The sequence below is a fragment of the Paenibacillus sp. FSL P2-0322 genome, assembly GCF_037975315.1.
GTDB lineage: Bacteria > Bacillota > Bacilli > Paenibacillales > Paenibacillaceae > Paenibacillus > Paenibacillus polymyxa_B.
On sequence record NZ_CP150243.1, the window covers coordinates 5734490 to 5751651 of the forward strand.

General features: G+C 48.9%; 16 protein-coding genes. 4 read left to right on the forward strand and 12 right to left on the reverse strand.

Translation table 11 applies throughout. From position 1 onward, the window contains the following. The first annotated feature begins 103 nt into the window (after window positions 1–103). Together MKY24_RS25405 and MKY24_RS25410 are read left to right on the forward strand one after the other, a co-directional pair. Window positions 104–475 (forward strand): CidA/LrgA family holin-like protein, encoded by a 372-nt coding sequence (locus MKY24_RS25405; RefSeq protein WP_013312485.1) that lies wholly within the window; start codon window positions 104–106, stop codon window positions 473–475. Beyond that, window positions 472–1149: a CidB/LrgB family autolysis modulator gene (locus tag MKY24_RS25410; RefSeq protein ID WP_013312486.1), complete on the forward strand. Its 678-nt coding sequence runs from the start codon at window positions 472–474 to the stop codon at window positions 1147–1149. Before MKY24_RS25405 ends, MKY24_RS25410 begins: the two co-directional genes overlap by 4 nt. 115 nt (window positions 1150–1264) lie before the next feature. Here the strand turns inward: MKY24_RS25410 and MKY24_RS25415 are convergent, their stop codons facing one another. From MKY24_RS25415 to MKY24_RS25425, 3 genes are all read right to left on the reverse strand, one after another. After that, on the reverse strand, window positions 1265–2968 hold the full coding sequence (locus MKY24_RS25415; RefSeq protein ID WP_279833472.1) for an FAD-dependent oxidoreductase: 1704 nt from the start codon (window positions 2966–2968) through the stop codon (window positions 1265–1267). 228 nt (window positions 2969–3196) lie between these two features. Next, complete coding sequence (gene glpK / locus MKY24_RS25420; RefSeq protein WP_339201108.1) at window positions 3197–4687, reverse strand: glycerol kinase GlpK; 1491 nt, start codon at window positions 4685–4687, stop codon at window positions 3197–3199. A gap of 56 nt (window positions 4688–4743) precedes the next feature. Beyond that, the gene (locus tag MKY24_RS25425) at window positions 4744–5301 is read right to left on the reverse strand and encodes a glycerol-3-phosphate responsive antiterminator (protein WP_272639411.1); all 558 of its coding nucleotides are present in this window, start codon (window positions 5299–5301) and stop codon (window positions 4744–4746) included. A gap of 369 nt (window positions 5302–5670) precedes the next feature. Between MKY24_RS25425 and MKY24_RS25430 the strand changes: the two genes are divergently transcribed. Further along, a complete protein-coding gene (locus tag MKY24_RS25430) occupies window positions 5671–6168 on the forward strand; it encodes a DUF1036 domain-containing protein (RefSeq protein WP_025721808.1) in 498 nt (165 codons plus the stop codon). A 204-nt stretch (window positions 6169–6372) separates the two neighbouring features. Here MKY24_RS25430 and MKY24_RS25435 read toward each other — a convergent pair whose 3' ends face one another. After that, complete coding sequence (locus MKY24_RS25435; RefSeq protein WP_068939039.1) at window positions 6373–7326, reverse strand: alpha/beta hydrolase; 954 nt, start codon at window positions 7324–7326, stop codon at window positions 6373–6375. Window positions 7327–7586: 260 nt separating this feature from the next. Between MKY24_RS25435 and MKY24_RS25440 the strand changes: the two genes are divergently transcribed. Next, entirely contained in the window at window positions 7587–8222 is a 636-nt protein-coding gene (locus MKY24_RS25440) for an NAD(P)-dependent oxidoreductase (RefSeq protein ID WP_023990858.1), read from the forward strand. 158 nt (window positions 8223–8380) lie between these two features. Here the strand turns inward: MKY24_RS25440 and MKY24_RS25445 are convergent, their stop codons facing one another. The 8 genes from MKY24_RS25445 to kduI all read right to left on the reverse strand — a co-directional run bounded on the left by MKY24_RS25445 (window position 8381) and on the right by kduI (window position 16987). Continuing rightward, window positions 8381–9568 carry a cation:proton antiporter gene (locus MKY24_RS25445; RefSeq protein WP_339201109.1) on the reverse strand — a complete coding sequence of 396 codons (1188 nt, stop codon included), beginning with the start codon at window positions 9566–9568 and terminating at the stop codon, window positions 8381–8383. 313 nt (window positions 9569–9881) lie between these two features. Further along, window positions 9882–10469, reverse strand: a complete 588-nt coding sequence (locus MKY24_RS25450; RefSeq protein ID WP_023990860.1) for a GNAT family protein — start codon at window positions 10467–10469, stop codon at window positions 9882–9884. A gap of 65 nt (window positions 10470–10534) precedes the next feature. Next, window positions 10535–11896 carry an MFS transporter gene (locus MKY24_RS25455; protein WP_023990861.1) on the reverse strand — a complete coding sequence of 454 codons (1362 nt, stop codon included), beginning with the start codon at window positions 11894–11896 and terminating at the stop codon, window positions 10535–10537. 92 nt (window positions 11897–11988) lie between these two features. Then, the gene (locus tag MKY24_RS25460) at window positions 11989–13140 is read right to left on the reverse strand and encodes a winged helix-turn-helix domain-containing protein (RefSeq protein WP_339201111.1); all 1152 of its coding nucleotides are present in this window, start codon (window positions 13138–13140) and stop codon (window positions 11989–11991) included. Beyond that, window positions 13121–14359 (reverse strand): MFS transporter, encoded by a 1239-nt coding sequence (locus tag MKY24_RS25465; RefSeq protein ID WP_025721977.1) that lies wholly within the window; start codon window positions 14357–14359, stop codon window positions 13121–13123. Before MKY24_RS25465 ends, MKY24_RS25460 begins: the two co-directional genes overlap by 20 nt. A 247-nt stretch (window positions 14360–14606) precedes the next feature. Next, window positions 14607–15383, reverse strand: a complete 777-nt coding sequence (kduD, locus tag MKY24_RS25470) for a 2-dehydro-3-deoxy-D-gluconate 5-dehydrogenase KduD (protein ID WP_028540798.1) — start codon at window positions 15381–15383, stop codon at window positions 14607–14609. Between the two features lie 49 nt (window positions 15384–15432). Continuing rightward, window positions 15433–16077 carry a bifunctional 2-keto-4-hydroxyglutarate aldolase/2-keto-3-deoxy-6-phosphogluconate aldolase gene (locus tag MKY24_RS25475; protein WP_025683172.1) on the reverse strand — a complete coding sequence of 215 codons (645 nt, stop codon included), beginning with the start codon at window positions 16075–16077 and terminating at the stop codon, window positions 15433–15435. A gap of 79 nt (window positions 16078–16156) precedes the next feature. Continuing rightward, the gene (gene kduI / locus MKY24_RS25480; protein WP_076264530.1) at window positions 16157–16987 is read right to left on the reverse strand and encodes a 5-dehydro-4-deoxy-D-glucuronate isomerase; all 831 of its coding nucleotides are present in this window, start codon (window positions 16985–16987) and stop codon (window positions 16157–16159) included. Window positions 16988–17162: the final 175 nt, after the last annotated feature.

The window sequence follows — 17162 nt, forward strand, 5'->3', positions numbered from 1 at the left end:
AATAGATTACATTCTTTATATGCATTTTACTCATGAAAGCTTGTGATGTAAAATTTCATTACAGTTTGAAAATAACCGATCTCAAAGATAGGAGCCATTATATATGAAAAGCTTCATACGCGGTGTCCTCCAGATCGCCGTCCTGATGGCCTTTTCGCTCATCCTGAACGCGGTAGTCTCTTGGCTCCACCTGCCTGTACCCGGTAGTATCATTGGTATGCTGATCCTTTTTATTCTGCTGCAAACCGGCTTGGTCCGGCTAAGCTGGATTGAAGTTGGTGCAAATTGGTTGCTGGCCGAGCTGCTATTATTCTTTATCCCCTCCGCTGTCGGCGTTATGAATTATTGGCCGATGCTGGAACACGATGGTATGAGCATTATGCTGGTCGTGTTGCTCGGCACCTTTCTGGTGATGGCCTGCACAGGTATGGTCGCTAGTCTGCTTGGTAAACGAAAGGAGCATAAATCATCATGACCGGTCTTCTATGTATTGTATTGACACTCGCTATTTACTGGATGGCCAAACGCATGTACCGCACACTACCCAAGGTGTATTTGTCTCCATTGCTCATTACACCTATTGTTATCATTTTGATTTTGACGCTGACGGGTGTGAACTACCGTTCTTATAATTCGGGCGCTCACTTGCTGTCCATGCTGCTACAGCCAGCTACGATTGCATTTGCTGTCCCTTTGTACCGATATTTCCCTGTGTTAAAAAAACACGCGACCCAAATCGTGCTTAGCGTGCTGTCTGGGTCTGTTGTAGCCGTGTTGTCCTCCATGGCGCTTGCTAAGTGGATGCACCTGAATTCTTCGCTGCTGAGCAGCCTGATTCCTCGCTCCATTACGACGCCCATTGCGATGAATGTATCGCAAACGATTGGCGGCAATCCGACGGTCACGGCTGTATTCGTTATTCTGACCGGATTGAGCGGTCTTATTATCGGTCCGATGATTGTAAAACTGTTCCGTATCGAAAATGAAGTCTCACGTGGGGTGCTGCTCGGTACCGGTGCTCATGGTACAGGCACTTCCAAAGCATTCGAGTTCAGTTCGCTGACGGGGACGATATCCAGCATCTCGATGGTGCTCGCCGCTCTCTTTACCTTGGCGGCTGCCCCGTTCCTGTTCCACTTGATGCTGTAAGCCATCTGTATACAAAGAAGCAGCGATTCTCTTGTTATGAAGAATCGCTGCTTCTTTGCTTTCAGTCCATGTCTCAAAGCAATGGATGGCTCAAGGATATATATCCCTCGCGGCCTCAAATAGCTTTAACGTCACCGGGTTTCACCTCTACCTCTACAGGCGTTACAGCTTCATACAGGTAAGCATCCAGCTCAGCCGTATATTGTCGTTCTTGCGCGGCGCTCCAGCCTGCATGTTCGGACATCAATGCAATGGCGGGCTGTTTCCAGCGCTTCACCTCGTCAATCTGGAAGAACAGAGCCCCAGTTCGGCGTATAAAAAAGTCAGACGGTGTCACTGTCATTTCCTGTTCCATCGCATACAGGAGCGGGGCACGCACTTCCACAGGCAGCGCCGCTTCCTTCTCGGTAGCCTCCTTCATGCTCTGTGCCGCTATGGCAAACAATCGCTCTGTGTTGGAGCCATAGCGGGTAGCCCATGCTCTAGCTATATCCGGCGACAGGCCGAGCGCAACACCTGCTGCGGTTTGCTTACCTACGTACGCGTCCCAGCCCGCTGAGCCTCCTACGCTGCCACCCGAAATCGGGATATGTCTGGTGCGGCATGCCCGGAAGCTCTGCCCATGCAAGCGCCCCAGCTCCTGTACCGCACGATCCACGACGAGTTCGGACATTTTCCGGTAGCCCGTCAGCTTGCCGCCTGCAATCGTGATCAGACCTGAACGGGATTCCCAAATTTCGTCCTTGCGTGAAATTTCCGAAGGGCTTTTACCGTCTTCATAAATGAGCGGCCGTACCCCTGCCCAACTGGATTCTACATCCGTAACAGTCAGCTTTACATCCGGAAACATTCCGTTGATCGCTTGAAGCACATAGGCCCGATCTTCGGCGGTCATCCGGGGATGCGCCGTATCCCCCTCATACACCGTGTCGGTCGTACCTGCATAGGTTTTTCCATCACGTGGGATGGCAAATACCATGCGTCCATCCGGTGTATCGAAGTACACTGCCTGTTTGAGCGGAAAGCGCTCAGCATCGAACACCAGGTGAATACCTTTCGTCAGGCGAAGCACCTTGCCCTCTTTGGAGCGATCCATTTCCCGTAACGTGTCTACCCATGGTCCGGCTGCATTAATAACCAGCGAAGCTCGAATTTCGTATGGTTTTCCCGTTACCCGGTCCGTTACGCTTGCACCGCTTATTCGTCCTTCGTCATACAGCAGCTTGTCAGCCTTGGCATAGTTCACCGCCAGCGCCCCTCGTGTAACAGCTTCCTTCATGACCTCAATCGTCAGGCGAGCGTCATCTGTGCGGTACTCTACATAGCTGCCGCTTCCCTTCAGTCCATCACGCTTCAGCAAAGGCTCGCGCTCTAGTGTAGCTTGGATGTCCAGCATGCGGCGGCGCTCACTACGCTTAACACCAGCAAGGAAATCATATACCAGCAGCCCGACAGAGGTGGTGAATGCGTTAAACGTGCCGCCCTTGTGAAAAGGAAGTAGCATACGCTCGGGTATGGTCACATGTGGACCATTTTCGAATACGATTGCCCGCTCCTTCCCGACCTCGGCTACCATCTTAACTTCAAACTGCTTCAAATAACGAAGACCACCATGCACTAGCTTGGTCGAGCGACTGGACGTACCCGCTGCGAAATCCTGCATCTCCACCAATGCTGTCTTCAAACCACGATCCGCCGCATCCAGCGCAATACCCGCCCCTGTAATGCCGCCGCCAATGATTAAAATATCAAAATGCTCATGTCCCATACGTTCCAAAACAGCGGTTCTCTCCTGCGCAGCAAATCCCTGTTCTCCCATCATTTATCCCTCCAGCTTTGTATATATTCACGATGCAATCTGCCAACCGAATCATCATAAGGTACAAAAAAAGACCACGAACATCGCTGCGGCGGATGCCGAGCGGTTCATGGTCTCTCCAAGTCTCCTGACGAGTATTAACTTATCTATATCGTAGCACACACGGTACGCTATGAAAAGGGAAATCTGCCTGTTGCCAGATGGCTCCCTTCTATCGCAAAACCGTCTCTACTTGAACGCCATTGCGGCATGAACTGCCTTTTTCCAGCCACCATAAAGCTCAGTCCGCATGTCCTCACTCATGGACGGAGTAAAGGTATGATCACTCTGCGCATATCCCCGGACTTCATCCAGACTGCTCCAAAACCCGACTGCCAGTCCCGCTAAATACGCCGCACCGAGTGCAGTTGTCTCGTTCACAGCAGGTCGTTCTACAGGCAGATCGAGAATATCGCTCTGGAACTGCATCAGGAACTCGTTCATCACTGCGCCTCCATCTACACGCAATGAACGCACAGGTACACCCGAATCGCTCGCCATGGCAGTTAGGACATCTTTAGTCTGGTAGGCCAGCGATTCCAGTACCGCTCGTATAAAGTGCTCCTTGGTCGTTCCCCGCGTCAAACCAAATGTCGCGCCGCGCACGTCACTGTCCCAATACGGGCTGCCTAGACCTACAAAGGCCGGGACAAAATATACCCCTTCCGTCGAGGTCACACGCGCCGCATACGCTTCACTATCTTTGGCCTCGCGGAACATGCGCAGCCCATCACGCAACCACTGAATAGCAGACCCAGCTACAAAAATGCTGCCCTCCAGCGCATACTTTACCTGACCATTCAGCCCCCATGCAATGGTCGTAATCAGTCCATGTTCCGAGTCACAGGGTTCATCTCCGGTATTCATCAGCATAAAGCATCCCGTACCGTATGTATTTTTAATCATGCCCTTGTCAAAGCATCCCTGACCGAACAGAGCTGCTTGCTGATCGCCCGCCGCTCCGGCAATAGGGATTTCCTGCCCAAAAAAGTGATAATCCACCGTATGAGCATATATCTCAGAAGATGATTTCACCTCTGGTAGCATAGACGCAGGAACGCCGAGAATATCCAGCAGCTCCTCATCCCATTTTAGCTCATATATGTTGTACATGAGTGTGCGGGCCGCATTGGAGTAGTCCGTTACATGTGCTTTACCACCGGACAATCTCCAGATTAGCCAGGTATCAATCGTACCAAACAGCAAATCCCCGCGCTCCGCTTGAGCTCGTGCTCCTTCGACGTTGTCGAGTATCCATTTGACCTTGGTCCCAGAAAAGTAGGGATCAATGAGTAGTCCCGTTTTGCTATGAAAAATATGATCAAATCCACGGCTTTTCAATTCCTCGCAGATTCCGGTTGTTTGCCGTGACTGCCACACCAGCGCATGATATACAGGCAGACCCGTATGTTTATCCCACACCACTACGGTTTCCCGTTGATTCGTAATACCAATCCCGGCAATTTGGCTGGCTTTCACACCTGATTCCGACAGGCAGGAGGCGATGACGGCCAAAATAGAGCTCCATATTTCATTTGCGTTTTGCTCTACCCACCCCGGCTGGGGAAAATACTGTGGGAACTCCCGTTGTGCCTTGTATACCACTTTTCCCTGCCGATCAAACAAGATGGCCCGCGAACTGGTTGTGCCCTGATCCAAGGCAAGAATGTATTGCTCCATCGTTTCCCAGCCTCCTTGCATATTTATGTATTGTATCCACTTGATTCAAATAAAAGCTATTGCTTATAATGCTCGAACAGTTGTTTATTGGAGGTCGTAACTGCTGTAGCTCCCGCAGCCAACGCCGCTTCCACATCCTCTGGGGTGCGAATAAGTCCGCCCGCCAAAATAGGAATGCCCGTGCGTTCGCTGACTTCCCTAATCATCGGTGGAACAACACCGGGCAGCACCTCAATATAATCAGGTCGTGTTTTTTCCACCAGCGCGTAGCTTTTTTCCAGCGCAATCGTATCAAGCAGAAACACCCGCTGCACAGCAAGAATCCCCTTCTTTTTAGCGGTTGCAATCACCCCGGATCGGGTCGAAATAATCCCAAACGGCTTAATTTCCTGACATAAATATTCAGCCGCATACTCGTCATTCTTCAAGCCTTGCACCAGGTCGGCATGCAGAAGCATTTGCTTGTTGCGACTCCTAGCCATCTGGTACAGGTTGCGCAGCTGCGCTACATGCGTATCCAGAAAAACCGCATACTCATAAGAGCTGTCCAAAATACCCTCCAGCTGCTTCATATGCTTAGCTGCAGGTAAAATGCGTTGTCCCTGAAATGGCATGGATATCCCCCTTAAAGCTGAATGTCGGTCAAACTCGTTCAAATTTTATATTATCACTCTGTTCGACGAAGGTGAAGCGGTTTCAAAAGAATACCCCTTTATACTCCATATGTGCCTTTATTTCTAAACAACATCCATGGATCATCTCTATTGGCTGCCACATCTGCCAGGTTCCTGGGATATTGTGGTTGGAGCTCCCCATCATCCCCAACTGTGCGCTCGATTACTCCCGCCTCTTTTACTTCCCTACCACAAAAACATTGAGATATTGCTTTCTTTTTTGTGCTTTTTAAGCATCCATATGTCTATTTCATTTTCGAAAAACTCGCATAAATTAATATTAATCTTTCAAAGAATGGAGTGAATAGAATGGGTTTTTATGTTCGTAACAGTACACCTAACCCTATTTCGGTTGCTGTTGGATACTATGATTCTGGTTGTAGTCCTATCACCTATGCTAAGAGAGGGTGGTACCGTATAGAACCCGGTAGGCGCGCACTTCTTGTAGCTGGATCAGCAGCAAACCAATTTTTTTATGTCTATGGACATGACAGTTTTGGTAATTGGTGGGGTGGTGGTTTCTACACAGATGTTCCTAGAGAGGCTTTCACAAGATGCTGGATAGCAGGTTGCCAAGGTCAAGGCTGTAGAAGTGTGGGGTTCGATGAGATTAATGTTGGTAATTTCGAAAACTACACACTAAACCTTGTAGATAGTACCCAAGGTGCCTCTAAGTCAAGACGTACTCTAGTGGCGAAAAAAAGAAAGGCCAATTTTAAATTAGGGAAGTTCAGCTTTATAAAATCACCTGGAAAATTAGGGAAGTTAGGCAAGAATAGAAAACCACTATATGGTAAACGCAACTAGAATTATATATACAGAACCAAAAGAAGCACCTCCAGCCATGAACTGGGAGGCGCTTCCTTACATACTCGCTTCGTATTCCTTCGCTCGTCTGTAAAGCGTGTTTGGCTTCATGCAGATCCGATTTATTTCTGCCCTTACTGTTATGCTTTAACTGTACCCCTTTACCCAGCACGATCGCTGCTATCCTCTCAGCCTGAAGCTAATCTAGCCTTCAAACCCTCGGCGCAGCCATGAGGTAGCGAGCGTGATCGCACCGCGCTTGGCCGCTGTTTCCGACAATGGGTTCAGCATCACAAAGTCGTGGATGATGCCTTGAAAGCGTGCAGCGGTCACATCTACCCCTGCTTCACGCAGCTTGTTCGCATAGGCCTCACCTTCATCGCGCAGCACATCGGCCTCGCCTGTAATGACCAGCGCACGCGGTAGCCCTTTGAGCTGTTCTGTGGTGGCACGTAACGGGGACGCCGTGATCTGCGCTCGTTCGTTGGGATCCGTCGTATATTGATCCCAAAACCATTGCATTCCTTCGCGGCTCAGGAAATATCCTGTGGCGAACTCCTGGTATGATTCCGTGTCAAAGGAAGCGTCCGTCACCGGATAAAATAACAACTGCTGCCGGATGGAAGGACCACTGCGTTCTTTGGCCAGCAGCGTTACGGCCGCGGTCATGTTACCGCCGACACTGTCTCCGGCTATCGTCAGCGTATCGGGCTTCAATCCATGCTCGCGCCCATGCTGCGCCACCCATTGAACGACCGCGTAAATTTCCTCAATTGCCGTCGGATATTTAGCTTCAGGTGACAAGCTGTATTCCGGGAATACAACTGCTGCCTGTGAGCCGACTGCCAATTCACGAATCAGACGATCATGCGTATGGGCATTACCGAATACCCAGCCTGCTCCGTGAATATATACAATGACTGGGAGATCGCTTGTCACCTGTTGTGGACGAACAATTCTGACCTTCACCTCACCGCCAGGCCCACCTGGAATAGACAGATCTTCTACATCTGCGGCGGGTTTGTCTGCTGGACCGGATTGAACCTCATTGACCGTTTCACGTCCTTTTTCAGGACCCAAATCATATAGAAACGGAGGCTTGGCATTGTCGTCTGCAAATTTCTGCGCTGCGGGTTCAAGCTGTACTTTTTTACTCATATCGTTTCACTCTTCCTTTCTTATCTGTGCTCTACATATATCCAATATGGCTTAAGTTTGCTCATTCAGTTTCACCTTATATATTTAAACGAGTTCCTCTCTTTCCAATCGGAGGACTTTAGTTTGCCCAACAGAAGAGCTTGACTTTTGTTTTATATTGTAACTATAATAGTTACATGTTAAAGTTCGTAAATGTACCAGGTACACTTACGATCAAACTAATGAATCATCCAAATCATATTTATAGGAGGCTATCTATTATGAAAATTGCAGTTATTGGTGCAACCGGTAAAGCAGGAAGTAATATCGTAAAAGAAGCATTAGACAGAGGACATGAAGTAACCGCAATCGTCCGTGACTTGGCTAAAGTAACGGAAAGCCGTGCTACTGTAGTACAAAAAGACGTTTTTGATCTGAAAACAGATGATCTGAAAGGTTTTGACGTAGTCGTTAATGCTTTTGCCGCTCCACTCGGACAAGAGCATCTGCATGTCGATGCAGGTAACGTACTGATTGAAGCCCTGCGTAATGTATCCGGTACTCGCCTAATTGTCGTAGGTGGTGCAGGCAGCTTGTTCACTGACGAATCCCAAACACTTTTGGTAAAAGATACTCCTGGCTTCCCGGATTTCGTATATCCTACAGCAAATAACCAAGGAAAAAACCTGGAAATTCTGCGTGGTACCCGCGACCTGAACTGGACTTTCATTAGTCCTTCCGCTGAATTTGCACTGGGCAAACGTACAGGCTCTTACCAAGTGGGAAAAGACACTCTGTTGGTTAATTCCAAAGGTGCAAGCTATGTCAGCTATGAAGATTATGCAGTTGCCGTAGTGGACGAAATCGAAAAACCGCAACATCTGAACCAACGTTTCACAGTGGTGTCCGAGTCTTAATTTTTCTATTCTTGCAGCGTTTATAGCATAAAAGAGACCCTTCGCCCATTTTCTCATGCTGCATGGAAAGTCCGCTTTACTCTAAATCAGACTTTCCATGCACGCTATGAGAAGCTGAACCCGAAGGGTCTTTTTGTTATGACCTGTTGATACTCTCGTTATGAATTGTCAGTGCTGACCTTCTTTTCTATATCGTGAGCGGAAGTCTCCCTCTTATCGCTAAAACACAGCTTGAGAATCGGAGGCGAAGCCAAGGTCATCAGAATGATGGCAATGATCACCGATGTAAAATATTGCTGTGCCAACAGACCCGTCTGTAGACCGGTAGCTGCAATAATAAGTGCGACCTCGCCGCGAGATATCATCCCGGAGCCGATCGCAAGGGCAGAACGGTTATCAAAGCCCGTCAGCCGCGCCCCGAGACCTCCCCCGATTAGCTTTGTCACCAGCGCAATCAGTGTCAAAACAACAACAAATCCGAGCTGCTGCCCTACTCCCTCAAAGGAAACATTTAATCCGATGCTGACAAAAAATACAGGAACAAAGATGGAATAAGCGATGGGCTCCACCTTTTCTTCTACGACGTGCTTAAAGCTGGTTTGTGCAATGGCAATCCCGGCCGCAAAAGCCCCGATAATACCTGCCATCCCCAACATATCCGCAAAATACGCAAACCCAAAGCAAATAATCAACGCAGTCGTGATGACTGCTTCAGTCACCTTGAGTGGAGCAAGTATTTTCATAATCCATGGAACAACGAACCAGCCACCCAGAATAGCTACCACGAAGAAAACTAGCTTTTTGCCAACAAGAAGCCCCAGCGAAGTTTCTCCACCCATACCGAATATACTCATTACTACCGCTAGTAGCACCACGACGAGCACATCATCCAGCACTGCCGCACCCAGAATAGTCGAGCCTTCCCGGGTATTCAGCTTATTCATATCCTTGAGTACCTGTACCGTAATGCTTACAGAGGTAGCACTCAGAATAATTCCTAGAAACCAGCCTTCATGCACCGAGAATCCAAAGGCTTCCCCTACACCAAAACCGCAAATTAGCGGTAAAATAATACCTCCAACCGCCACAGCTACGGCAGGCTTCCAGTTACGTCGAAGTTGATCCAGATCCGTCTCCAGTCCAGCAATGAACATCAGCAGCAGCACGCCGATTTCAGACATATTATGAATCAACGAATCATTCTGAACCCATCCTAATACGGCTGGACCCAGCACAATTCCTGCGATTAGCTTTCCCAACACCGCTGGTTGAGCGAGCTTGACAGACAAATGACCCGCGACTTTTGTGAACAACAGAATCAGCAGTAGATACAATGTAAATTGCATAGGCTGATAACCTCCCTTGGTTTAATCCTTGAACTTATTTGCGCATAATTCACGATATTGAAGAAAACTAATAATCATAAAATGCTAAACAAACGTGCAAAATATGTGTCTGACCTTAACGGACAACTCGCAAAATAAAAAGGGGAACCCGAGATACAGCACAGGTTCCCCTAAAAAAGACATAAAGGAGCCTTGGTGACAGGCTCCTCCGGTAATTCATATATTCATTTGATGTTGTCGGTCATACTTGCGCAAACAAGCAACTTTATCCTTTAATTATATCTCTTCTGTAAACCCGTGTAAACGTGTTGAATTAACTTTCTGCTTTTTTCACATAGCGGTCGCGGTATTCGTGGTCCAGCATACTCATCAGAATCGAATCATGGTATTCATGATTGTAGAATAAAGCATCCCGTTGTACACCTTCACGCTGAAAGCCTACTTTTTCATAGCAACGAATGGCACGTTCATTAAAATCAAATACATTCAGCTCAATCCGATGCAGATTACAGATACCAAATCCGTAACCCAGCATGAGTACAAGCGCTTCGGTGCCGTAGCCTTTCCCCTGATTTCCCTGCTCATTGATTGCAATACGGATGTTGGCGCTGCGGTTCAAGCTGTCCATATCCTGCAGGGCTATATCCCCAATGACACGATCATCTTCGCGAAGCGCAATCAACAGAAGCAGGCTTGAGGCTTCCTGTCCTTTAGCTTCAATATAACGGGCAATTTGATCCTTGGTAAAGCTGCGTTGTGTGCCTGTCAGCCGCCTCACATCCTGATCGAACAATGTATTATAGTATAGCTCGGTGTCCTCTACGTTAACGGGACGCAAGTATACCCGTGATCCTTCAAGTAACCGTGCCACAGGCTCTGAGGATGAAGTTTGTTGAGTCATCATGATCTCTCCCATGCTAAAAATATAAATGACGAAAATCAAAGCAAATTATTGCGCAAGATCGACTACGCAAGGTCTGCATTTTGCTCCGTAGTCAGGCTAGAATCGGCGAGGGACTCGCGCCAAATTACAGATTGAAGCAACAGTCCCGTCAAACCCAGGATTCCAACAGTCATTCCGATCCAGACAAAAGCCGTGCCCGCCCCTGCTATTCGGATCAATACTCCTCCGGCAAGCGGTGAAACGACCATGATTGCTCCAATCACGGTACTTTGGATACCAAAGACGCGTCCTACCATATCAGCAGGGGTTTTGGCTTGTAATATATAGTTCTGGGTGATAATGTACAGGCCGTTGCCCACGCCCAGCACAGCCCCGATCATAAGCAGTACAGGCAATCCAGTTCCAGGTTGCGCCCAGCCTAAAGCAGCAATAGCTCCGCCAACCAGCACATATCCACCACCGAGCCCCCAGCCTGCGCTTATGCGATTCAAGCGATTAAGCACAAGCATGCAGCCGACGGCGCCAGCCCCAATGGCTGAAACCAGCCAGCCAAGCAGCGATTCATTACCTGGAGCGAGCACTCGCAGCAATGTAGGGAACTGGTAGTCGATCATGAGAATGGCGATTAAGCCGAAAAGTCCGAATATGAGCGTATGCAAAAGCATTCGACTGCGCCATAAGAACGCCCAGCCCTCACGCCATTGGTTGAAAAAACGAGATGCGCGGACATGCTCCTCCCGCATTTTAGCTTCATCAGCCTCAGGCGCTGTATGCGCAGCCGACTTTCCTTGCTTCTCGGCTGCAACAGCTTGTTGGTCTGCGCTGACCAGCGCCGGACCGATTCCGCGCAGCGGCCACAGCAGCAGGCCGGAACAGAGACGCAGCAATGCATTGAGAATAATGCATGCCTGGGGGGACAACACAGTCAAGGTCATAGCGCCCAGTAATGGCCCTGCCACTTTGGAGGCCTGATTGACCAACCCATTCAGCGAGGTTGCCCGAAATAGGTCGTCGCTGGTGACTACCGTGCGGGTCAAGCCTTGCTGTGAAGGCATTTGGAATACGCCAGCCGCCGCGCGCAGACCAAGCAAAGGCAGCAGCCACGCCGGGCCCGGGACGGCGAGGATGGCCAGCGTCAATAAGGCAATAGCTGCATCGCAGACGATCATCAGCCTGGCCTTGTGTACCCGGTCGGCTAACGTGCCCGCGATGGAACCCAGCAGCAGACCCGGTAGGGCCATCACTACCGGAATCAGTGCAATCATCATAGGGTCGGCTTCCCAGCGATAGGCAACAAGCACCTGAATGGCGATAGCATCAAACCAATCGCCAAAGGAAGCAGCCGTGTGCGCTGCAAACATCCGCCGAAAACGGCCATTGCGCCAAATGCTAGGCGTGGATTGCAGTTCTTTCTTTTCCTTCATTATCTACTCACCCTGCTCTCATTTTCAGCTTCTTTAGCAATAAGAACATTCTAGCGGGTCTATATCAGAGGAAAATCAGACAGCTAAAAACATCAGACGACAGAAAGTGTTTGTTCCAACCAGCGCCTTAGCGCTGGACGATGCAGTGTTAAACTGTTATCCCGGTCAAGCCGATCATATTGAGCCGCATATTTCTCTTCCAGCATGGGATAGGAGCCGCAAAGCTTCAAAAAACTGCGGATTTGGCAGATCGCTTTGATTTTTAGCAATTCCTGTTTAGCCATATCAAGGGTGCCCAGCCCTTCATCCATGAGCCGCTCGGCGTTGCCCACATCTCCAGTACGTAAAAGCATAAGTCCGCGCATCATGCGATAACGGCCCAGTTCGCGCAAATACGGAGCTTCCGACAGCATGCCTTCCAGACGATCAGACAGTTCCGCAGCCTTTTCCATATGATTGGAAGCCAGATGCATGTACATCTCCATCAGTGCAACAGGCATCACAAATTTATCGAGATCATCCCGCTCCATGACCCTCAAGGTCAGTGGTAGACCTTCCTGTGCGCGTTCAGGTTTTCCATTTTCCACATAAGCCTCCAGGATGTTGAGAATGCGTAATTCCCGTTCCTGATCACTGGACAGCAGCCTGCTGGAAAGCGCACACTCACATAGAGCAAGCCCCTCATCCGTCACCCCTGCTGTGCACATATATAGCAGCAGCATCCAATACAGTCGGTCTGCGCGTGTAAAGTCCTCCCGCTCCAAGAACCAGGACATATCCGCCTGTACAAAACGGGTATACATTTGATAAAAGACAGACAATTCAAAACCCATCTGCTCCTGCTGGGCAGCCAACGCTACGATGGAGTTCCCCTGCCCCAACAGCTGGTATTTCCGGAATAGTCCATGTACGGCGTCCTGCACCTCCTGATCGTGCAAGGACGGATGATTCTGTGGCTGCACGTCAGTCAAGGTCAAGCTGTAGCCATACCCTCTGACCGTATGAATACGGAGCACATCCCATGATTTAAGTTTTTTGCGCAATCTGTAGATATGATCATCCACCGTACGCTCCACCGGATACTCCAGCGGCCACACACGATCCAGCAGTTGTTCCCGGGTGAACACCTGATTCCGGTTATCGTACAGAAAGCGCAACAGCGCAAACTCTTTAGCCAACAACATAACACGACCTGCACTACAGATCACACTGTAACCGTCTGCATCAAATTGCAGTCTGATCATCCACCTCGCCTCCGACATATCGTTTCTTGGCTGCACCCAGCCCTATAAACATAAGCAGAACACTCAGGCACAAGAGCAGCAGCAGCGGAATTGTCCAGCCTTGTGTCGCATCATGCAAATAACCGAACAGTGTCGGCCCGGTCGCTGCTAGCAAATAACCAAAGGATTGCGCCATACCAGACAGCTCTGCTGCCTGCTGCGGTGTCCGCGTCCGCAAATTAAAGAACATCATCACTAACGGGAAAGCAAAACCACCCGCTATACCGATACAAATGACCCAAATCACACTCCACTGTGTAGCTCCAAGCAGAAATCCACCCAGACCGATAAAATACAGCGCAGCCATAATCAGAACCAATACCCGCTGATCCTTCACCCGTGCCGCCCAAATAGGCACAATAAAGGTAAATGGCATTTGCGAAAACTGCAGCACAGACAGCATCCATCCCGCAGTCTCTGAATCCATTCCCTGTCCGCTCATCATTTCTGGAAACCAGGCGGCAGGAACATAGAACAGAGCAGATTGCAGCCCCATAAACAGCGTCACCTTCCAAGCCAAAGACGATGTATATACATTCACGGTTCGGGCAGACACTGCCGCTTTATTGGCTGTTTTGCGTGCCTTAAGGAGCTGGGGCACCCAGAGTAAAATACCTACGACACCCACAATCCCCCATATTCCCAAAGCACCTCGCCAGCCCATACCTCCATTTATAGCCAGCGGTATACTCAGGCCAGATGCGGTTGCTGCGACCACATTCATGGATACTGAGTATACGCCGGTCATCAGTCCGCTGTTGCGAGGAAACTCCTCTTTGATCAGACTGGGCAGCAACACATTACACACGGCAATAGCCAGTCCCAGCATGGCGGTCCCGACAAATAATGCGGTCACCCCCAGCGTTGAGCGCACCACAATACCTGCGGTCAACAGCAGCAAGGCTGCAAAAATAATAAGAGACGACCCGAAGCGGCGCGACAGTTTGGCTACAAAAGGCGACAACAGGGCAAAAGCCAGCAGCGGCAATGTCGTTAATAGGCCACTCAGTGTATTCGAAATATGCAAAGAATCCTTAATCAAACCGATAAGAGGTCCTACCGAGGTAATCGAGGCGCGCAGATTGGCACCTACCAGAATGATCCCTACGGCAAGCACCCAAGGACCGGCATGCCACAAAGATTTGTATACCAAAGCTCGTTGGTGTTGCTGTGAACTCATCTCTCCATTCTCCAATCCATCTGTATTATGCTCAAAGGCTCCAACCAAGTGTACGGCTGGAGCCTAGCAATTTTTATCTCATTAAATTATAAAGGCATTCGTGCCATATGCATAGGACGGATCGATACAGCGCCCCAAGTCTTCAAGTTCACCATATAGCTTCATTGAAAAAATAAAAGCTGCCTGAAAGGATAGTTTCCTTTGGAGGCAGCTTTCAGTTCATAAACTCCGATGCGACCAGCGCTGCTTAACGTACCAACCAGCCGCCGTCCACCGCCAAGATATGACCGTTCATGTAGTCGGAACCCTGACTGGCGAGGAAAACCACAACTCCCATCAAATCAGACGGATCGCCCCAACGACCCGCAGGAATACGCGACAAGATTTCTTGATTGCGACTTTCATCCGCACGGATTGGAGCCGTGTTTGCCGTAGCAATATACCCCGGCGCAATCGCATTAATCTGAACGTTATGAACCGCCAGCTCGTTCGCAAATGCCTTGGTCAAACCAGCTACCGCATGCTTGCTCGCTGTATACGGCGGAACGAATTTGCCACCCTGAAAAGCAAGCATAGAAGCGACATTGATAATCTTCCCGCTTTTTTGCTCTACCATTACCTTTGCCACTTCCTGGCTCAGATGATATACGGCATTGAGGTTGATCTCCATGACAGCATCCCAATCCTCATCTTTATACTCCAGCAGAGGGGCGCGACGAATCGTACCTGCATTGTTTACAAGGATATCAATTTTACCGAATTCATTGACGCATTCTTCTACAATTTTTTTAATGGATTCTTTTTGCGTCAGATCCGCCTCATGAAAGACAACCTTCACACCTGTAGGTTCGAGCAGACGTCTTGTTTCTTCATAATCATCATTGTTAGCTACAATGAACAGGTCTGCACCCGCTTTGGCCAAAGCTACGGAATACCCTTGACCCAAACCACTGTTGCCTCCTGTTACAATCGCCGTTTTACCTTTTAGACTGAAAAAATCCAATGAAAAATTGTCCAGACCCATGTCTACGCCTCCATCACAAATTAGTATAAAAACCTATATTTCCTGAAGCCTACAGCGCTGCGCGTACTTCCTTATATTTAGCTACATAACGTGCTGCATTTTCTGTGATCAAGTCGTAGCGACCTTCCTTGGCTGGAGCCGTCAAATTACCCCCAATTCCCACGGCTACACATCCATTACGCAGCCAGGTTTCCATATTGTCCAGATCAACGCCACCGGTTGGCATAATCTGTACATGAGGCATTGGACCTCTGACGGCCTTAACAAAGTCCGCTCCCATTGCACTTCCTGGGAACAACTTCACGACATCGCTACCCAATTTCATGGCTTCCTTAATCTCATTCAGCGTCATACAGCCGGGCATATAAGGAATCGCGTACAAATTGCATAGCTTCGCTGTTTCTTCTTCAAAAGAAGGACTCACAACAAACTCTGCTCCGGCCAGAATAGCAATTCTCGCCGTCAGTGACTCCAATACCGTTCCTGCACCAATCACTGCCCGATCTTTAAATTCGTCTCTCAATCTTCGAATGACCTGATCCGCATCCGGCGTCGTAAATGTAAGCTCAATATTATCCAAGCCGCCTTCAATGCAGGCTTTAGACATTAGATATGCTTCCTCCGCCGTGTTTCCCCGAATGACTGCGACGACACCTACTGAAGTGATATGTTCCAAAACTTTCTTTTTCGTCATGTTCCTGATCCTTTCCACGAATGGGATGATCATGTACCCTCAGCCGCTTGCAGGTCTACGCTCCAACACACTGATCGGATTAACGCAACTCGCTCATGGCAACCTGATCCATGTCTTTGTATGTTTTATTTTCACCGGCCATGCCCCAAATGAAGGTATAGCTGCCCGTAGCCGCACCGCAGTGGATAGACCAAGGTGGAGAAATAACGGCTTCATCATTCTTCATCACCAGATGGCGCGTTTCGTTCGGTTCACCCATCAGGTGGAACATTCTCGCATTCTCATCCAGTTCAAAGTAGAAATACACTTCCATACGACGGTCATGAACATGTGTCGGCATGGAGTTCCACACACTGCCGTTCTCCAACGTCGTCATCCCCATAACCAATTGGCAACTTTGAATGCCTTCATCATGGATAAAGCGACGCAACGTACGGTTGTTGGCTGTTTCCTGCGAACCCAGACTTTCAGACGGTACATCGGCAAAAGACTGCTTTGTCGTCGGATACGTGGTATGAGCCAAAGCTGAAACGATATAAAATTTCGCAGGCTTTTCACTGGAATCGCTTTCAAAGATCAACTCCTTGCCACCTTTACCTACGTAGAGACAGTCTTTTGTGGCCAGCTCGTAAGTTTCACCGTCCACCTTGACCGTACCGCTGCCGCCGACATTAAAAATGCCCAGTTCGCGGCGCTCCAGGAAAGTTTCCGCTTTGATTTGATCGCTACCTTCCAGTGCAACAGATTTATTCACGGGATAAATGCCCCCGATAATGACACGATCTTCATGCGTATAGACCAGCTTTACCTCCTCAGGTACAAACAGTTCCTGGATCAGATAGTGCTGACGCAACTCTTCAGTCGTAAAATGCTTGGCATGTTCGGGATGAGTTGAATAACGCATTTCCATAAAAACATTCCTCCTGTTTAGATAAACTTTTTTATCAACGGAATTGTTATAAAAGCGGTTTCTAACTCTACTTCTTAGCTAGAATTGTAATAATTATCTAAGAGGGTGTCAACCCAAAACTTCACTATTCCTAGAAAAACCCTTAATACACACGAAGTTTTACACGATTTTCACC

Bases quoted from the DNA above. Each gene is read 5' to 3' on its own strand.
- MKY24_RS25475 (WP_025683172.1), bottom strand. From the start codon at position 16,077: ATGACGAAAAAGAAAGTTTTGGAACATATCACTTCAGTAGGTGTCGTC.
- MKY24_RS25415 (WP_279833472.1), bottom strand. From the start codon at position 2,968: ATGGGAGAACAGGGATTTGCTGCGCAGGAGAGAACCGCTGTTTTGGAA.
- MKY24_RS25460 (WP_339201111.1), bottom strand. From the start codon at position 13,140: ATGATCAGACTGCAATTTGATGCAGACGGTTACAGTGTGATCTGTAGT.
- MKY24_RS25445 (WP_339201109.1), bottom strand. From the start codon at position 9,568: ATGCAATTTACATTGTATCTACTGCTGATTCTGTTGTTCACAAAAGTC.
- kduI (WP_076264530.1), bottom strand. From the start codon at position 16,987: ATGGAAATGCGTTATTCAACTCATCCCGAACATGCCAAGCATTTTACG.
- MKY24_RS25430 (WP_025721808.1), top strand. From the start codon at position 5,671: ATGGGTTTTTATGTTCGTAACAGTACACCTAACCCTATTTCGGTTGCT.
- MKY24_RS25465 (WP_025721977.1), bottom strand. From the start codon at position 14,359: ATGAGTTCACAGCAACACCAACGAGCTTTGGTATACAAATCTTTGTGG.
- MKY24_RS25440 (WP_023990858.1), top strand. From the start codon at position 7,587: ATGAAAATTGCAGTTATTGGTGCAACCGGTAAAGCAGGAAGTAATATC.
- MKY24_RS25435 (WP_068939039.1), bottom strand. From the start codon at position 7,326: ATGAGTAAAAAAGTACAGCTTGAACCCGCAGCGCAGAAATTTGCAGAC.
- MKY24_RS25455 (WP_023990861.1), bottom strand. From the start codon at position 11,896: ATGAAGGAAAAGAAAGAACTGCAATCCACGCCTAGCATTTGGCGCAAT.
- MKY24_RS25425 (WP_272639411.1), bottom strand. From the start codon at position 5,301: ATGCCATTTCAGGGACAACGCATTTTACCTGCAGCTAAGCATATGAAG.
- glpK (WP_339201108.1), bottom strand. From the start codon at position 4,687: ATGGAGCAATACATTCTTGCCTTGGATCAGGGCACAACCAGTTCGCGG.
- kduD (WP_028540798.1), bottom strand. From the start codon at position 15,383: ATGGGTCTGGACAATTTTTCATTGGATTTTTTCAGTCTAAAAGGTAAA.
- MKY24_RS25410 (WP_013312486.1), top strand. From the start codon at position 472: ATGACCGGTCTTCTATGTATTGTATTGACACTCGCTATTTACTGGATG.
- MKY24_RS25450 (WP_023990860.1), bottom strand. From the start codon at position 10,469: ATGACTCAACAAACTTCATCCTCAGAGCCTGTGGCACGGTTACTTGAA.
- MKY24_RS25405 (WP_013312485.1), top strand. From the start codon at position 104: ATGAAAAGCTTCATACGCGGTGTCCTCCAGATCGCCGTCCTGATGGCC.